The 16,688-nt window shown below is 61.7% G+C and carries 14 protein-coding genes; 13 read left to right on the plus strand and 1 reads right to left on the minus strand.

The window, feature by feature from the left end; all coding sequences use genetic code 11:
- The first annotated feature begins 4 nt into the window (after positions 1–4).
- From FPK30_RS07920 to FPK30_RS07980, 13 genes are all read left to right on the plus strand, one after another.
- Positions 5–241, plus strand: coding sequence for a hypothetical protein (locus FPK30_RS07920; protein ID WP_101432280.1), 237 nt, complete (start codon positions 5–7; stop codon positions 239–241).
- Between the two features lie 242 nt (positions 242–483).
- Entirely contained in the window at positions 484–2,859 is a 2,376-nt protein-coding gene (gene pflB, locus FPK30_RS07925; RefSeq protein WP_045924199.1) for a formate C-acetyltransferase, read from the plus strand.
- Between the two features lie 98 nt (positions 2,860–2,957).
- The gene (gene pflA / locus FPK30_RS07930) at positions 2,958–3,839 is read left to right on the plus strand and encodes a pyruvate formate-lyase-activating protein (protein WP_015021700.1); all 882 of its coding nucleotides are present in this window, start codon (positions 2,958–2,960) and stop codon (positions 3,837–3,839) included.
- Between the two features lie 368 nt (positions 3,840–4,207).
- Positions 4,208–5,494, plus strand: coding sequence for an HRDC domain-containing protein (locus FPK30_RS07935; RefSeq protein ID WP_144086026.1), 1,287 nt, complete (start codon positions 4,208–4,210; stop codon positions 5,492–5,494).
- A 49-nt stretch (positions 5,495–5,543) separates the two neighbouring features.
- Positions 5,544–6,920: a trigger factor gene (gene tig, locus FPK30_RS07940; protein ID WP_144086027.1), complete on the plus strand. Its 1,377-nt coding sequence runs from the start codon at positions 5,544–5,546 to the stop codon at positions 6,918–6,920.
- A gap of 179 nt (positions 6,921–7,099) precedes the next feature.
- Positions 7,100–7,687 carry an ATP-dependent Clp protease proteolytic subunit gene (locus tag FPK30_RS07945; protein ID WP_029678947.1) on the plus strand — a complete coding sequence of 196 codons (588 nt, stop codon included), beginning with the start codon at positions 7,100–7,102 and terminating at the stop codon, positions 7,685–7,687.
- A gap of 9 nt (positions 7,688–7,696) precedes the next feature.
- On the plus strand, positions 7,697–8,365 hold the full coding sequence (locus FPK30_RS07950) for an ATP-dependent Clp protease proteolytic subunit (protein ID WP_144086028.1): 669 nt from the start codon (positions 7,697–7,699) through the stop codon (positions 8,363–8,365).
- A gap of 144 nt (positions 8,366–8,509) precedes the next feature.
- Positions 8,510–9,823: an ATP-dependent Clp protease ATP-binding subunit ClpX gene (gene clpX, locus FPK30_RS07955; protein ID WP_101432235.1), complete on the plus strand. Its 1,314-nt coding sequence runs from the start codon at positions 8,510–8,512 to the stop codon at positions 9,821–9,823.
- A 70-nt stretch (positions 9,824–9,893) separates the two neighbouring features.
- A complete protein-coding gene (locus FPK30_RS07960) occupies positions 9,894–10,832 on the plus strand; it encodes an NAD kinase (RefSeq protein ID WP_144086029.1) in 939 nt (312 codons plus the stop codon).
- Complete coding sequence (locus FPK30_RS07965; protein ID WP_144086030.1) at positions 10,832–12,604, plus strand: DNA repair protein RecN; 1,773 nt, start codon at positions 10,832–10,834, stop codon at positions 12,602–12,604. The genes FPK30_RS07960 and FPK30_RS07965 overlap by 1 nt, the downstream gene beginning before the upstream one ends.
- 456 nt (positions 12,605–13,060) lie before the next feature.
- Positions 13,061–13,468, plus strand: coding sequence for a GntR family transcriptional regulator (locus tag FPK30_RS07970; protein WP_144086031.1), 408 nt, complete (start codon positions 13,061–13,063; stop codon positions 13,466–13,468).
- A 22-nt stretch (positions 13,469–13,490) separates the two neighbouring features.
- On the plus strand, positions 13,491–14,447 hold the full coding sequence (locus tag FPK30_RS07975) for an ABC transporter ATP-binding protein (RefSeq protein WP_415873707.1): 957 nt from the start codon (positions 13,491–13,493) through the stop codon (positions 14,445–14,447).
- Positions 14,444–15,160 (plus strand): ABC-2 transporter permease, encoded by a 717-nt coding sequence (locus FPK30_RS07980; RefSeq protein ID WP_144086033.1) that lies wholly within the window; start codon positions 14,444–14,446, stop codon positions 15,158–15,160. The genes FPK30_RS07975 and FPK30_RS07980 overlap by 4 nt, the downstream gene beginning before the upstream one ends.
- Before the next feature lie 17 nt (positions 15,161–15,177).
- Here the strand turns inward: FPK30_RS07980 and thrC are convergent, their stop codons facing one another.
- Positions 15,178–16,659, minus strand: coding sequence for a threonine synthase (gene thrC / locus FPK30_RS07985; RefSeq protein ID WP_144086055.1), 1,482 nt, complete (start codon positions 16,657–16,659; stop codon positions 15,178–15,180).
- Between the last annotated feature and the right edge of the window lie 29 nt (positions 16,660–16,688).

A 16,688-nucleotide genomic window follows, 5' to 3' on the forward strand; every position in this document is an offset into this window, starting at 1 on the left:
CACCATGGGTTCCGAACAAGAGCAAACGGCCTGGTACTTCAACACCGTCACCGGCGAACCCGAACAGGGCAAGCTGTCTCCCCAGGACAGGCGGATGGGCCCCTACCGCAGCAGGCAGGAGGCCCTCGATGCCTGGAAGATCGCCAAGCGCCGGAACAAGGAATGGGATGAAGAAGACCGTCGCTGGCGGCAGGCCTGGGAGGGAGACCCTGGGCAGGGACAGTCATCAGCTGACAGATGAAGCTCCTGCTGGATCGCTCACTAGCGTTAGCGACCAGTCGGCCATGCAGGCAGAACGAATCGGGACTCAGACGGTGTGCCGGGCGAGTTTGCAAGATATGGGCGTGGCGCCCATTGCGAGTCCGCCCTTAGTGTGATATAGCTCACGTCGCGATTCGGTTTCCCGTGGTAGTGCGCACCCTATACTTGAAAGTGACAGTGGTGTGAGGAAGCGCCATTGACCATATCAACAAGGAGTTGACTATGACAGCAGTTGAGACCAACACCGTCTCTCCCGCAGAGCTGCAAGCCAAGGCTTGGAAGGGCTTCAAGGGCGAGGACTGGAAGAAAGACATCGACGTTCGCGACTTCATTCAAAAGAACTACACTCCGTACACCGGTGACGAATCCTTCCTGGCACCGGCCACAGAGAAGACCAAGTTCCTGTGGAACTACCTGGATGACAATTTCCTCGCCGTGGAGCGCAAGCAGCGCGTCTACGACGTGGACACCCACACTCCGGCGGGCATTGACGCCTTCCCGGCCGGATACATCGACGGCAAGCCTGCCGGCGAGACTCAGGATGACGTGATTGTCGGCATACAGACCGACGTACCCTGCAAGCGTGCGATGATGCCCTACGGCGGCTGGCGCATGGTTGAGCAGGCCCTCAAGGAGGCCGGCAAGGAGCCCGACCCCGAGGTCAAGAAGATCTTCACCCGGTATCGCAAGACCCACAACGATGGCGTCTTCGACGTTTACACCAAGAGGATCAAGCTGGCCCGCCACAACAAGATTCTGACCGGTCTGCCCGATGCTTACGGCCGTGGCCGCATCATTGGCGACTACCGTCGTGTGGCCCTCTACGGCATTGACGAGCTGATTGCCCGCAAGAAGGCCGACAAGGATTCGATTCCTTACCGCAACGACTTCACCGAGGAAGAGATCGAGCACTGGATCCGCTTCCGCGAGGAGCACGCCGAGCAGATCAAGGCTCTCAAGCAGCTGCTGAACCTGGGCAAGGAGTACGGCCTGGATCTGAGCCGTCCTGCCATGAACGCCAAGGAAGCTGTCCAGTGGACCTACATGGCCTACCTGGCCTCGGTCAAGAGCCAGGACGGCGCCGCCATGTCCATCGGCCGTCTGTCCGCATTCTTCGACGTCTACTTCGAGCGTGATCTGGCCGCTGGCCTGATCGACGAGACCGATGCCCAGGAGATCATCGACAACATCGTGATGAAGTTGCGCATCGTGCGCTTCCTGCGGACCAAGGACTACGACAACATCTTCTCGGGCGACCCCTACTGGGCCACCTGGTCCGACGCTGGCTTCGGCGATGACGGCAGGCCCATGGTCACCAAGACCTCCTTCCGTCTGCTGGCAACCCTGACCCTGGAGCATCTTGGACCCGGCCCCGAGCCCAACATCACCATCTTCTGGGATCCGAAGCTGCCTGAGGGCTACAAGCGCTTCTGCGCCCGTATCTCCATCGACACCTCCGCCATCCAGTACGAGTCCGACAAGGACATTCGCGCCCACTGGGGCGATGACGCTGCCATCGCCTGCTGCGTGTCCCCCATGAGGGTAGGCAAGCAGATGCAGTTCTTCGGCGCTCGCGTCAACTCCGCCAAGGCCCTGCTCTACGCCATGAACGGCGGCCGTGACGAGATGACCGGCATGCAGGTCATCGACAAGGACGTGATCAAGCCTGTCACCCCCAAGGAAGACGGTTCTCTGGACTTCCAAGAGGTCAAGGACAATTACGAGAAGGCCCTGGAGTGGCTGAGCGAGACCTATGTCGAGGCCCTGAACATCATCCACTACATGCACGATAAGTACGACTACGAGTCCATTGAGATGGCCCTGCACGACAAGGAGGTCTACCGCACCCTGGGTTGCGGCATGTCCGGCCTGTCCATCGCCGCTGACTCCCTGTCGGCTATCAAGTACGCCAAGGTCTACCCGATCTACAACAAGGATGCCAAGGGCACCCCTGAGTATGTCGAGGGCGCTGACGACGACCTGATCGTCAACTACAAGACCGTCGGCGAGTTCCCGGTTTACGGCAACGACGACGATCGCGCCGACGACCTGGCCAAGTGGACTGTCTCCACCGTTATGGGCCAGATCAAGCGCCTGCCTGTCTACCGTGGCGCTGTGCCGACCCAGTCCATCCTGACCATTACTTCCAACGTGGAGTATGGCAAGAACACCGGGTCCTTCCCCTCCGGCCACAAGAAGGGCACTCCGTACGCTCCCGGCGCCAACCCCGAGAACGGCATGGATTCGCACGGCATGCTGCCCTCCATGTTCTCCGTGGGCAAGATCGACTACGACGACGCCCTGGACGGCATCTCGCTGACCAACACGATCACCCCTGACGGCCTGGGCCGCGACGAGGATGAGCGCATCAACAACCTGGTGGGCATCCTGGACGCCGGCAACGGCCACGGGCTCTACCACGCCAACATCAACGTACTGCGCAAGGAGCAGCTGGAGGATGCCGTCGAGCACCCCGAGAAGTACCCGCACCTGACCGTGCGCGTCTCGGGCTACGCCGTCAACTTCGTCAAGCTGACCCGCGAGCAGCAGCTCGACGTGATCTCCCGCACCTTCCACCAGGGCGCGGTGACCGACTGATCGCCCTTGTGCGATAGTCAACCGTTGATGAGACGGTGAATCATGGGGCGGGGCGCACCAAGGCCCCGCCCCCTTTTCGTCTTTTTCAGGAGGATCCAATGACGGAGACCACCACCTTCCATACCACACAGCCGCACATGCTCAAGGAATCCAAGGTCTACCAGAGCCAGACCCTGATGGGCGGCCTTTCGGGGTTCGAATCGCCCATTGGACTGGACCGGCACGACCGTATGAATGCCCTGCGCACGGGCGACATCGGATTTGTTCACTCCTGGGACATCAATACCTCAGTGGACGGGCCGGGCACAAGGATGACCGTCTTCATGAGCGGATGCCCCCTGCGCTGCCAGTACTGCCAGAATCCTGACACCTGGAAGATGCGCGATGGCCAGCCCGTATACCTACAGGCCATGATCGATAAGGTGGCCCGTTACCAGGACCTCTTCAAGAGCACGGGCGGAGGAATCACCTTCAGCGGCGGTGAGTCCATGATGCAGGCAGCCTTTGTCTCACGCGTCTTTCGCGCTGCCAAGGAGATGGGCGTCCACACCTGCCTGGACACCTCGGGCTTCCTCAATCGCAACTACACCGATGCCATGATTGACGATATCGACCTGTGTCTGCTGGACGTCAAATCCGGCGACGAGGCCACCTACAAGAAGGTGACCGGCGGCACGTTGGCCCCCACAATCGAATTCGGCAAGCGTCTGGCTGCCCGTGGCAGCAAGATTTGGGTTCGCTTCGTGCTGGTGCCGGGGCTGACCGACTCCGAGGAGAACGTCGAGAACGTCGCGCGGGTGTGCGAACAGTTCAAGGATGCCATCGAGCACATTGATGTGCTTCCCTTCCATCAGCTTGGACGGCCCAAGTGGCATGAGCTTCGCATCCCCTACCCGCTGGAGGATGCCAAAGGCCCTTCGGCGGCCCTGAAGGATCGGGTCAAGAAGCAGCTTGAGGCCCACGGCTTCGTGGTCTACTGAGCCGCAGAACCCACTGTGGTTCCCGGGCGGTCCTAGGACAAACCCGAATAATCAACTTGTGACTCCTCACGGCAGATGCCGTGGGGAGTTTTGTTTGCTTGGGCGCAGGCCAGCCAGCCAATCAGCGAATGACCGACTCACTGAATGCCTTGCACGCTGAATGACCGACTTAATGGTTGGAAGAGCCAATGGGTGGCGGATCCAATGGATGACCGACACTGTAAATCGATAAATTGCTGACCAGTCATGCTCGGTAAACGATTGTCAGCGGGTTGAGGCCATGGACTATGCTTTCAGGCGAGTGTTTTCCGGGCCTGGTCGGCCCGGTGGCGTTATGGAAGACAAACTAAAAAAGAGGTTGAGCGCAGGTGACCACGGATCCTAAGACGCAGCTGCTTTCAGAGCCCGCCCAGGGTGTACCGTCGGTCATCGACGATATGGCCGGATATCGCCGGGCATGTCGGCTGCTGTCCCAGGGGAGCGGTGCGCTGGCCGCGGACGCTGAACGCGCATCAGGCTTCCGCTATGGCCACGACGACTACCTGGTCCAGTTCAAGCGCCAGGGGGCGGGGATATTCCTGCTGGACCCACCGGCTCTGACGCAGGCGGGCTGCGACTGGTCGGAATTCAATAAGGCCGTTGATGGTGCCCAGTGGATCATTCATGACTCCCCCCAGGATCTGCCAGGCTTCTACGCACTGGGCATGAGGCCCTCATCGCTCTTCGACTCCGAGCTGGCGGCCAGGATGCTTAATCTCGGTCATTACGGCCTGTCTGCAGTTACCGCACACTATCTGGGGCTGACTCTGGCTAAGGAGCACTCCGCCGCAGACTGGTCCTACCGCCCACTGCCGCGTGATTGGCGCAATTACGCCGCCTTGGATGTGGAGCTGCTGGATCAGGTGCGATCGTGCGAGCTGGAGGATCTGCGCCGTCACGGCAAGGATGAGTGGGCCAGGCAGGAATTCACCTGGCTGCTGGAGCAGGGCAAAATCCCCAAGCCGGAGCCCGAGCAGCCCTGGCGGCATATTTCGCATATCAATGCCCTGCACAATGACCGTCGAGGCCTTGCTGTGGCCCGTTCGCTGTGGACCACCCGAGACCAGCTGGCCCGGCGCAACGACATCGCTCCGACGCTGCTCCTGCCCGACAAGGCCATCATCGAGGCCGGCAGGCTCAAGCCCCGCAACAACGCCCAGTTCCGAGCCATCCGATCCTTGAATGAACGGGTCAGAATCCACACCGGCGGTGAGCAGGACCGCATGTTCGAGCGCTATGCTCCCATCCAGCGCCGGGTCAGACCCTCAGTCTGGAAACAGGCCATTTTGGATGCGTTGCATCTGCCCACCGAAGAGCTGCCTGTGCCTCCCAAGCCGCGGTGTGAGGAGACCAATGCCCCTAAGTCCATGCAGGTCTGGCGGCACCGCCACCCGGAACGATATGCCAGGCTGGAGGCAGCGCGCAAGGCGGTGACAGAGGTGGGACGCCAGACCAACACCCCCGACGAGATTCTGATCAAGCCCCGCTACCTGCGCAACCTCTGTTGGACCGATCAACCGGAGAAGCGGGATGTGGCTGACTTCCTGCGTCAGGAGGGCGCCCGTCCCTGGCAGGTTTCGCTCCTGTCAGAGTCCCTGACTCGCGCTATTATGTAACGGTTGCCTTACTGGCAGATCAAACGGTTTGGATGAATTGGAGCGCAGCGTGAAAATCAGCGTCAGAAACCTCGAGCCCACCAAGGTCAGGCTCACCATCACCGTCGATCCCGATGAGCTGAACCCCTACCTGGATCAGGCCCGTAAGGAGATCGGCAAGCAGGTAACCATTCCCGGCTTCCGCAAGGGCCATGTGCCCGGACCCATCATCGATCAGCGTGTGGGCTTTGCCAGCGTGGCGGGCGAGGCCGTCAACGCCGGCGTGCCCGAGCTCTACTCCAAGGCCCTGGAGGAGAAGCAGCTGCACGCCATGGCCCAGCCGCAGATCGATGTCAAGGACATGCCTTCCTCGGCCAAGGACGACACCAAGCTCAAGTTCACCGCTGAGGTGGAGATTCGTCCCAAGTTCGAGCTGCCCGACATCGAGGGCATGGAGATTGAGGTCCCCAAGCCTGCCGTCACCGACGAGGACGTGGACAAGCGTCTGGACAACCTGCGTCAGCGCTTCGGCACCCTGGTCAGCGTGGATCGTCCCGCCTCCAAGGGCGACTATGCCAACATCGACCTGGATGCCGTCATCGACGGCGAGTCCGTGGACTCCCAGCAGGGGGTCAGCTACGAGCTGGGCTCCAACACCATGCTGGACGGCCTGGATGAGGCCCTGGACGGGTTGTCCGCCGGGGAGGAGACCACCTTCGAGGGCACCCTGGAGGCCGGCGAGCACCAGGGCGAGAAGGCCCAGATCAAGGTCAAGGTCAACTCGGTCAAGGCTGAGGAGCTGCCCGAACTGGACGACGAGTTCGCCAAGGAGGCTTCGGAGTTCGAGACCCTGAAAGAGCTGCGCGAGGACGTGCGCAAGCAGTGCCAGGTGGATGCCGAGGGTCGGCAGGCCACTGACGCACGCGACGCCTTCATCGCCAAGCTCCAGGACGGCCTGGACATCCCGGTGCCCAAGGGCATCAAGCAGTCCATGGTGACCGATCAGCTCAAGAACACCGGCAAGGATCCCGACAAGGCCAGCAAGGATGAGAAGTCCGAGGCCGAGAAGAGTGTCGAGAAGGAGCTGCGTGACCAGATGACACTGGACGCCCTGGCTGAGAAGCTGGGCATCACGGTCAGCCAGGCCGACGTGACCAACTTCCTGGCTTCCATCGCTCAGCAGTACGGCATGGATCCCAGCGCCTTCATCAACGGCATCGTCCGCAACGGCCAGCTAGGTTCGGCCGTGCAGGAGGTCGGCCGCTCCAAGGGCATGCTGGCCGGCATGCGGGCCGTCACCTTCAAGGATCCCGATGGCCAGGAGGTGGATCTGAGCCGCTTCCTAGGCGAGGATGAGCCCGAGGCCCAGGAGGAGCAGGACGAGAGCGTCCAGGCTGCCTCCGCCGCGGCTGAAGTGGCCGACCAGCTCTCCCAGGATCAGGAGTAGCTTTCAAAGCAGCGAACAGGGCCGCACCCAGTGGCGAAACAGCCTGGGTGCGGCCCTGTCGCAACGGTTGCGCAAAGAGCAGAAAGACCAAGACCGCGTCGATTGCGGGGGCTACTCTCAATACAGATACGTTTATCGAAGGAGACAGGGTGAACAACTCATTGGCAACCAGTCCCGTGATGGAGGAGGGGGAGGCCCCTACGCCGACCGATCCCATCTTCAATCGACTGCTCAAGGACAGGATCATCTGGCTGGGGGACGAGGTCAAGGACGCCAACGCCAACGTCATCTGCGCACAGATGCTGATGCTGGCGGCCGAGGATCCCAAGAAGGATATCTGGCTCTACATCAATTCGCCAGGCGGCTCCATTACCGCGGGCATGGCCATCTACGACACCATGCAGTTGATCGAGCCTGATGTGGCCACCGTCGCAGTCGGCATGGCGGCCTCCATGGGCCAGTTCCTGCTCTCCAGCGGGGCCAAGGGCAAGCGCTTCGTCACCTCCCATGCACGGGTGCTCATGCATCAGCCCTCGGGCGGCGTCGGAGGCACGGCCACTGACGTCAGGATCAACGCCGAACTGATCATGGACATGAAGCGCACACTCTCCCAGCTGACGGCCGAGCAGACCGGCCACACCCTGGAAGAGATCTACCGGGACAACGAATACGATCACTGGTTCACGGCCCAGCAAGCCCTGGAGTACGGCTTCGTCGACCGGATCGTGACCACCCACGGCACTATGACCGCGGATCAAGGGAAGTGAGCACTCCACATGGCATCTGAAGAAGCGCAATTCGTAGCACGGGCCCGTCGACTGGCCGGCCCTCGCGGCCTGGGCGCCATGCCCACCGACCGCTATGTGCTGCCGCAGTTCGAGGAGCGCACCCCCTACGGCTACAAGCGCCAGGACCCTTACACCAGGCTCTTCGACGACAGAATCATCTTCATGGGCGTCCAGGTGGATGACACCTCCTCGGACGACATCATGGCCCAGCTCCTGGTTCTGGAGAGCCAGGATCCCAACCGCGACGTGATTATCTACATCAACTCGCCGGGGGGATCCATGACGGCCATGACCGCCATCTATGACACCATGCAGTACATCAAGCCCGATGTGCAGACTGTCTGCCTGGGCCAGGCTGCCTCGGCTGCTGCCGTTCTGCTGGCGGCCGGCACCAAGGGCAAGCGGCTGATCCTGCCAAACGCCCGTGTGCTGATTCACCAGCCGGCCATGGAGCAGGACTTCGGCAAGGCCACCGAGATCGAGATCCAGGCCAAGGAAATGCTGCGCATGCGCACCTGGCTGGAGGAGACCCTGGCCAAGCACACTGGCCAGGATGTCGACAAGATTCGCAAGGACATCGAAGTGGACACCATTCTGACCGCCCAGCAGGCCAAGGATTACGGAATGGTGGACGAGGTCCTGGAGCACCGCAATTAGCTCCGGTGACTGCGTACATGATTGATCGTCCGGATGGCGGCGGGTCCTCGGGACCCACGGCCTCCGGACGTTTTTGGCATCATGGACGATGCCGGTCATATATGATTTCGGCGATCCTAGCGGATTCTCCAGGAAGGGAGAGCCATGGGCCGTGTGGTCAGCTACAATGACGGACTGAATCGATGCGAGTTCTGCGGCAAGGACGAGCACCAGGTGCGTCGCCTGGTCAAGGGGCCTTCCTGCGCCATCTGCGACGAATGCATACGCCTATGCGCCCAGATCATCCAGGAGGATATGGCCAAGGATGCCGCCGACCGGCGGGTGACCCTGCCTGCACCCTCAAAGATATTCGCCTATCTGAACCGGTATGTCATCGGCCAGGAGGCCGCCAAGCGCACCCTGGCTGTTGCTGTCTACAACCACTACAAGCGCGTCAATATGGACCTGGGCGACCGTGGCCGTGTTACTGACGCAGCGTTTGAACAAAAGGACGCAGCCCCACGCGTCCAGGTGGACAAGTCCAACATCCTGCTCATGGGTCCCACCGGCGTGGGCAAGACCTACCTGGCACGAACCCTGGCCACCATCATGAACGTCCCCTTTGTCATTGTGGATGCCACCAGCCTGACCGAGGCGGGGTATGTGGGCGAGGATGTGGAGTCCGTCCTGCAGGGGCTGCTGCAAGCCGCCGACGGCAATATGGACCTGGCCCAGCGGGGGATCATCTACATCGACGAGATCGACAAGATCGCCAGAAAATCCGGCGAGAACACCTCCATTACCCGGGACGTGTCCGGCGAGGGGGTCCAGCAGGCTCTGCTCAAGATCATCGAGGGTACCCAGGCCCGTGTGCCGGTCCAGGGTTCGCGGCGGCATGGGGATGTCCGCACGGTCGTCATGGACACAGCCAACATCCTCTTCATCTGCGGTGGCGCCTTCGTCGGTCTTGAGGAGATTGTCCGTCGGCGGCTGGGCCTGCGGGAGAGCGGATTCTCGGCTACTCAGGGCAGCGATAGGGTGCCCGACGACCGGGTCATGAGCCAGGTCAGGGCCGAGGACCTGGAACAGTTTGGCCTGCTTCCCGAGTTCGTGGGGCGGCTGCCGGTCATCTCCACCCTGGAGCCGCTGGGCGCCGATGAGCTGCGGCGGGTGCTGACCGAACCGGATAATGCCTTGGTCGACCAGTACCGGCGCATGTTCCTGGACGACGGGGCTGATCTGGTCTTCACGGATGCCGCCCTGGATCGGGTTGCAGCCATCGCTCTGGAGCGCAAGGTGGGCGCCCGTGGGCTGCGTGGAATCATCGAGCACACCCTGGAGGCGACCATGTTCGAGCTGCCCGACAGGACGGATGTCTCCCGTGTCGTGGTGGATGCCGATGCCGTGGATGGGACCGGATCGCCCCGGTATGAGACCGGGCAGGGCATGGCCACAGCTGCTGGTCGTCGTTTGGCCTGACCCCGCCACGATGGGCGCCGCTGTTGGCCGGGCCCGATAGGATGAGCATTGTTGCCGGAAGGGAGGCCCCATGGGTGCTCGTAGCGCTGTCGTGGTCACGCACAGCCGGGTCCGGGCAAGCGGCCACCTGGTTGACGAGGTCGAGGAGCAGTTGCGCCGGGACGGATTCCGCGTCTCGATTGTCGACAACATTGCCGCCCCGGAATTCGGCAGTCCCAGCCAGCAGGTGGCCGACGACACCGAGATCGTCATCGTCCTGGGCGGCGATGGGACCATCCTGCGGGCTGCAGAGCTGGTCAAGGGTACCGAGGTGCCCATCCTGGGGGTCAATCTTGGCCACGTGGGGTTCCTGGCGGAGTTCGAGAGCTTCCAGATTGGTGAGGCCATTCGCCGGGTGGCCGATCATGACTACTCCATCGACGAGCGCATGGTGGCCCACGTGGACCTGTGGATACCCGGAGCCGATCGACCACTGAGCGACTGGGCCCTTAATGACATGACCCTGGAACGATATGATCGGGGCAAGATGATCGAGGTATCGGTCCGAGTGGACGATGTGGAGATGAGCTCCTTCGGCTGCGACGGCATGATTGTGGCCACCCCGACCGGATCGACGGCCTATGCCTTTTCGGTGGGCGGGCCCATCGTCTGGCCGGATGCACAGTCGTTGCAGATGGTGCCCATTGCTGCCCACGCCCTCTTCGCCAGGTCCCTGATCATCGGCCCGAAGTCGCAGTTCACCCTGGATGTTCTGGGTGATTCCCAGTCGGCCGGCTGGATCTGCAACGACGGGCGCCGTCAACGGCCAGTGCCCAAGCGGTCCCGCATTGTGGTGCGGCAGTCCCATGACATCCTGCGGCTGGCCAGGCTGTCGGGGGTGCCCTTCACCAGACGGCTGGTCTCCAAGTTCGACCTGCCGGTGGTCGGCTGGAGGGAGCAGCATCGCCCCTCGGTGGCTGCGAACGGGCAGGACCAGAGGGAGCCGCCGGAGTCGAACAAGGAGCACTGATGCTGGAAGAGCTGGAAGTACGAGACCTGGGTCCCATCCATCATGCCCTGCTGCGCCCTGCTGCCGGCATGACGGCCATCACCGGGGAGACCGGGGCTGGCAAGTCCATGCTGCTCAACGCCATCCGGCTGATCTCGGGGTCCACCGCCCGTCCGCAGCTAGTATCGCCTGGAGCTCGGGAGTCCTGGGTGCAAGGAATTTTCGATGCTGGAACGGCAGGAGCCGAGAATCCAGTGACCGCATCCATAACCGGGGCTGGCCTCCCCTTGGAGGATGAGGGGCAGATCTTCCTGGCGAGGACCATGCCTGTCAAGGGGCGTTCCCGTGCCGCCCTGAACGGCAGAACTGCTCCTCGAGGCCTGCTGCAGGAGGTGGCTGGGATGCTGGTCACTGTCCATGGCCAGGCAGATCAGATGCGTATGGCCAGCCCGGCCCGGCAGCGTGAATTTCTGGATGCCTACGCTGGTGACGGTCCGCAGCTGGAGGCTTTTTCCAAGGCCTGGAGGCAGTACCGACAGGCTCAGGACCATCTGGAGGAGCTGCGCAACCAGCAGTCTGGCGCTATGGCCCAGGCTGATTATCTTCGCGAGTCCATCGCCCGGATCGACCGTGTCGACCCCCATCCCGGCGAGGATCGTGAACTCAAGGCCCAAAGAGACCGGATCGAACATGCTGCCCAGATCAGTCAGGGAGTCATGGCCGCACTATCCGCCTTGGACGCCGGCCAGATTGACCCGGATGCAGACTCACCATCGGCTACGGCCCTGGTAGAACGAGCCATCGCCGCCTTGGAGGGCATCGGTGTAGAGGGGGTCTTTCAGGAGTCGGCCCAGCGGTTGCGCTCGCTGAATGCCGATCTGTCCGACCTGGTCTTCACCCTGAGCAGCCAGCTGGACGACGAAGGCCAGGAGGGCGATCTGGACAAGATCAACGCCCGCATCCACGATCTGGATGAGCTGACCCGGCGCTGGGGACCAGACATCGACGACGTTCTGGCCTGGCGCAAGAAGGCTGCGTTTGAACTTGAGGACATGGATGCCTCACCTGAGAAGCTGGAGGAGCTTCAGGTCCAGGTTGAGCAGCTTCGCGGGAGCGCCCTGAAGGCCGCACGGAATCTGTCTGCGTCACGGGGCAAGGCTGCACGAAGGCTGAGCGAACTCGTCGACGGCGAATTGCGCTCCCTGGCCATGTCGGGTGCCGGGCTGGAGATCCGTGTCAGGCCACGCCAGGACCAGGACATGGACGGGCATGGTCTGGATCAGATCGACTTTCTCTTCAGGCCGTATCCGGGTTCGGACCTTCTGCCCATGGGCAAGAGCGCCTCGGGCGGCGAACTCAGCCGGCTCATGCTGGCCCTGGAGCTGGTGGCCGCCGAAGGCCGGACCTCATCGGGATCTGACGGCGCTGGAGATGGGCATAATGGTCTGGATTGCCAGGTTGGCGACCCGACGATGACCTTCATCTTCGACGAGGTGGATGCTGGAGTCGGCGGTCGGGCTGCCGTCGAGCTGGGTCGTCGTCTGGCCCGGTTGGCCGTCACCGCCCAGGTGATCGTGGTCACCCACCTGCCGCAGGTGGCTTCCTGGGCCGATCGGCAGTTCGTCGTGGCCAAGGGGCGTGAAGGCGGCGATGCCGTAGAGACCCTGGTCCGCCAGGTGGAGGGCGAGGACAGGGAGCGGGAGATCGCCCGGATGCTGGCGGGCAGCGAGTCCACTACCTCCCTGAAGCACGCCCAAGAGCTTCTGGCCTCCAGCAGGCTCCAGGCCCGATAGATCTGATTGTCGGCTCAACTTTGCCATGCCGAAGTCCCTCGATTCAGCGACTTTGACCAGTTGCGACGACTTTGTTGCTGACGACTTTGTCGCTTTTTGCGGCCGTGCTGCTGCATGCTCGACATCTGTCCTTCTGTTGCTTTTCATTCTGACGCATTGACGGTAGTCAATCGGCTGTTGGCGGCCGTGCGGCAACGAACATGCTGGATTTTCGTTGATGACACCGTATCCGCCCTCGACATGAACAATGCGGCGGCGACCTGGCCCAAATGGATTTTGTCTGAAATTGTGATCGGCCGGGGATTTCGGCACTAGAGACGTATCTATCAATCCATGAACCACCCCTTGGAAGATCAAGGTCGGAGTTTGTCTTCATGATCAAACTGTTATAGTGTATACATGAACACCGGCACAGCTTAGCCAGAGTCGTGCCGCCCATCAATGAAAGGGGCTTGGATGAAGCTGATCATCTCATCCCTGTCCGGGCAGCCGATTTATCGGCAGATCGAGGACCAGATACGTTCGGCCATCCTGACCGGAGACCTGAAAGCGGGGGAGGGACTGCCCTCCCTGCGACATCTCTCACAGGAGCTCAGGGTGTCCGTGCTGACCGTGACCCGCGCCTATACCGAACTCGCTCAAGAGGGTTTGGTGGAGAACATCCAAGGCAAGGGGACCTTCGTGGCCGACAGCGGCGACCAGGTCATGCGGCAGCATCTGGAGGACCGCGTGCAGTCCCTGCTAGGCGAGGCAGTCGATACGGCTCGTCGGGCCGGCATGGAGCCGGATCGGATTCGCGGCCTGCTCGACGGCCTGCTTGGCGACAAGGGTTCTGCGCCCGCGTCCGAAGAGGGAAAGGAATAGCAGCATGTGCGCATCACCGGTGATGACAACCTCTGGCGAAGAGGTCGACTATGCCCTGCGCGTCAGTGACCTGGGGAAAAGCTACGCCAAGGCCGACGGCACGGGTTTCCGCCTGCACCAGGTCACCATGGACCTGCCCATGGGCTACATCATGGGATTGATAGGCCCCAACGGCGCAGGCAAATCCACCCTGATCCGGCTCTTGCTGAATATGACCCGCCGGGACAGCGGAGCAATCAGCATTTTGGGCCGTGATCCCTTGAGCCAGGAGGAGGAGGTCAAAGCAGACCTGGGCGTGGTCTTCGATTCCATTTATTTCCCGGAGGCATGGAAGGTCAAGGCCGTCGAGCCAGTGATGGCACCCATGTATCCCTCTTGGGACAGTGATCGCTACCACGACTATCTGCGTCGGTTCGGTCTGCTGGAAAACCGCAAAATCGGCAAGCTTTCCCGTGGCATGCAGATGAAGCTGATGCTGGCCGTCGCCCTCAGCCACGATGCAAGGCTCTTGATTCTGGACGAGCCCACCAGCGGTCTGGATGTCCTGGCCAGGGACGAGCTCATGGATATTTTGCTGGACTACATCGGCGACGGTTGTCACTCGGTGCTTTTCTCCACGCACATCACCGCGGATCTCGAACGGGTGGCTGACTTCGTCACCTATATCAATCGGGGGTCTGTCTTCTACACCGGCCCCAAGGACGAGTTGATGGAGGCTTTCCAGATAGTGAGAGGGGGGCCGGACGATCTGGCTGGAGGGCAAATGCCGCATCTGATGGGCTTGCAGCGCTCCGCCACAGGTTTTGAGGCTCTGGTGCCCACTGAACGCTTGAAGGATTTTCTGGCATCGGCTTCCCCAACCGCCATGGAGCCTTCAGAGGACCGCTACCTGGTGGAGCGGGCCGACTTTGACAACATCATCAGACTGACCGCAGGCCCACCTGCTGCGGCCGACAAGAACAAGGAGGTGGAGTCATGAAGGCGATAGCCGAGCAGATCAGGCTGGACATGCAACGTTTCTCAGGAGCAGGGAGAACTTGGGTTGGTGTGCTGATTTTCCTGTCTGCGCCCGTCATCGGAATCCTGCTGAACCTGGTCATGGCTCTGACAGGCAATGATGGGGATGATGCACGGACTGCGTTGACGGGATTGGTGGCCGGCATGGGAATCGGACTGATTGTAGGCCTGGTATCTGGTTTGTTTGTCGATTTCAGCAATGCGGCGATTCGGTTGAACGGTCTGCTGCCCATAACACGTGATCACCAGGTATTCGGACGCTATGCTGCTGTAAGTCTGCTGGTCCTGGTTCAGTCTTGCGGCTATGCAATATTCTATTTCTGCGTTGCTGATTCGTTTTTGCAGGGTCAGGACCATTGGCGTGCTACCGTCCTGTTTGCTCTGGGATTGTTCATGTCGGAGTCTTTGCTCTTTGCAGTAGCTGCCCCCCTGTTTTATTGGCTGGAAATGGCCAAAGCCGTGATAGCTTTTCTGGCGCTTCTTGGTTTGGTACCAATAACGGCCCTTGTCGGCAGTTGGCTGCCCTTTGGCTGGGGGGCCGTCTGGAATTCAATCATGCGTTTTTTGACATCCGACCTGTGGCGGCCGGTGCTCCTCGGGCTGGCGGTGATTCTGGCGGCTGATATGGTTTCGATAGCCATATCTCGCAAGGTCTATGCCAGGAAGGAAATCTGAGCCGATTCGCTCAGGCTTCAGGACTGCATGACCGCGTGGCGGACGTAGTCGGACATATCTCCGGGATCGATGCAGTCCTGGAAGCGCACAGGCGCGTTTTCCAGGGTGCGCAGAGCCTTGGGGGGCCTGGTGTTGGTGGACTCGGCCAGGATGTCCATGCAGTCGAAGTCGCTGTCCGGGGTCTCCAGGCCCAGGGATTGGCAGACCACCCGGGGGAACTTATAGGGGCTGGCCGTGGACAGCAGCACCCGGGGCACGGCAGGATCCCTGTCGGTCTGCCCGGTCATGACCTGGTAGCCGCAGGCCGTGTGCGGATCGATCAGGTATCCCCGGTCCTCCCAGCAGTCGCTGATGGCTGATCCCACCTGGTCTTCGTCGGCCCAGCCGCAGGAGAAGAGCCCGCGGATTCTGGTCATCAGGGCCTCAGGCACCTGGTAGCGTCCCTTGGACTCCAAATCGGCCATAAGCGAGGCAATCAGCTCGGTGTCGCCGCCGGCCATGTAGTAGAGCATCCGCTCCAGGTTGGAGGAGATCAGGATGTCCATGCTGGGGGAGGTGGTGGCGTAGAAGGGGCGGTTGCGGTCATAGACGCCAGTGGTCAGGAAGTCGTTGAGGACCCGGTTGCGGTCCGAGGCCACGGTCAGGCGGGCCACCGGAAGGCCCATCATCTTGGCGTAGTATCCAGCCAGCACATCGCCGAAGTTGCCGGTGGGCACGCAGAATTCGACCGGATCCCCAGGTCTGATCACTCCCCGTTCCATCAGGGACCCGTAGGCCCGGAAGTAGTAAACGACCTGCGGGGCCAGGCGGCCCACATTGATGGAGTTGGCCGACGAGAGAACGGTTGAGGCCTTCTCGTCCAGCTCATGAGCCAGATCAGTGTCGGCGAAGATGGACTTGACTGCGGACTGGGCATCGTCGAAATTGCCCCGAACCGCGCAGACCTGCAGGTTGCCGCCCTCCTGGGTGACCATCTGCAGGCGTTGGATCTGACTGACCTTGCCCTGAGGATAGAAAACAGTGATGCCCGTGCCCGGCGCGTCTGCGAAACCGGCCAGCGCCGCCTTGCCCGTGTCTCCGGAGGTGGCTGTGAGCACCATGATCCGTTCGCCATCGTCCCCGGCCAGAGCCATCAGTCTCGGCAGCAGCTGCAGGGCCACATCCTTGAAGGCCGAGGTGGGCCCGCGGAAGAGCTCCAGTACGAAGTCGTTGCCGCCCAGGTCCACCAGAGGGGTGATTGCCGGATCGGACCACTGCTCTCCGTAGGCTGCGTCCAGGCAGGAGTCCAGCTGAGCGGAAGAGTAATCGCTCAGCAGTCTCGAAAGGACCAGTTTGGCCGTGCCCTTGTAGTCCAGGCCGGCAACGTCGGCAGGGTCGATGGTCAGTGCGTCCAGTCCATCGCTGACGTAGAGTCCGCCGTCAGGAGCAAGGCCTCGTCTGATGGCCTGCTTGGACTGCAGCTGCTCCTTGCCGCCTCGGGTGCTGTGGTATGTGCTCATGGTTGCCTGCCCCTCCGCCATGTCGCCGA

Source organism: Bifidobacterium apousia (genome assembly GCF_007559275.1).
Lineage (GTDB): Bacteria > Actinomycetota > Actinomycetes > Actinomycetales > Bifidobacteriaceae > Bombiscardovia > Bombiscardovia apousia.